1 protein-coding gene is annotated in these 433 nt (G+C 57.3%); it reads left to right on the top strand.

The window, feature by feature from the left end:
• Window positions 1-137 precede the first annotated feature (137 nt).
• On the top strand, window positions 138-433 hold a 296-nt coding region (locus VF709_RS24940; protein ID WP_349356620.1), incomplete at its 3' end, for a transposase.

The raw sequence follows: 433 nt of genomic DNA, 5'->3' as shown, positions 1-433 counted from the left end.
CTCTTCCCGGCAGGGCGCACGTCAAAAATAAAATTAAACGTGTTGACCGTGCCCTGGGTAATACCGCCCTTCACCGGGATATTCCCCGTATTCAGCACCTGCTCACACATACCATCACCTCCCTGATGCCCTTCTGTGTGATTGCTGTCGACTGGACAGGCTGGCATGACAGGAACTGGTATCTTCTGCGGGCAAGCCTGGTCTGTAATGGTCGCTCACTGCCGCTTATGAGTGAGGTTGTCCCCGCAGAGCTGGCGCAGAACAGCGATGTACAGTGCCGCTTCCTTGACCGCCTGCATGATGCCATCCCGAAAGATAAAGCCGTCACCATCATTACGGATGCAGGCTTCCGGACAGACTGGTTCCGGCATGTCAGCCAGCTGGGCTGGAGCTTCACCGGCAGGGTCAGGGGCTGCATCAGCTTCCGGCTGGA

Origin of the sequence: Enterobacter sp. Lyrl_3 (assembly GCF_051948675.1) — a bacterium.
GTDB classification, from domain to species: Bacteria; Pseudomonadota; Gammaproteobacteria; order Enterobacterales; family Enterobacteriaceae; genus Enterobacter; species Enterobacter cloacae.
Note: the sequence above shows the minus strand (reverse complement) of the source record. Positions and strands in the feature narration are given on the sequence as shown.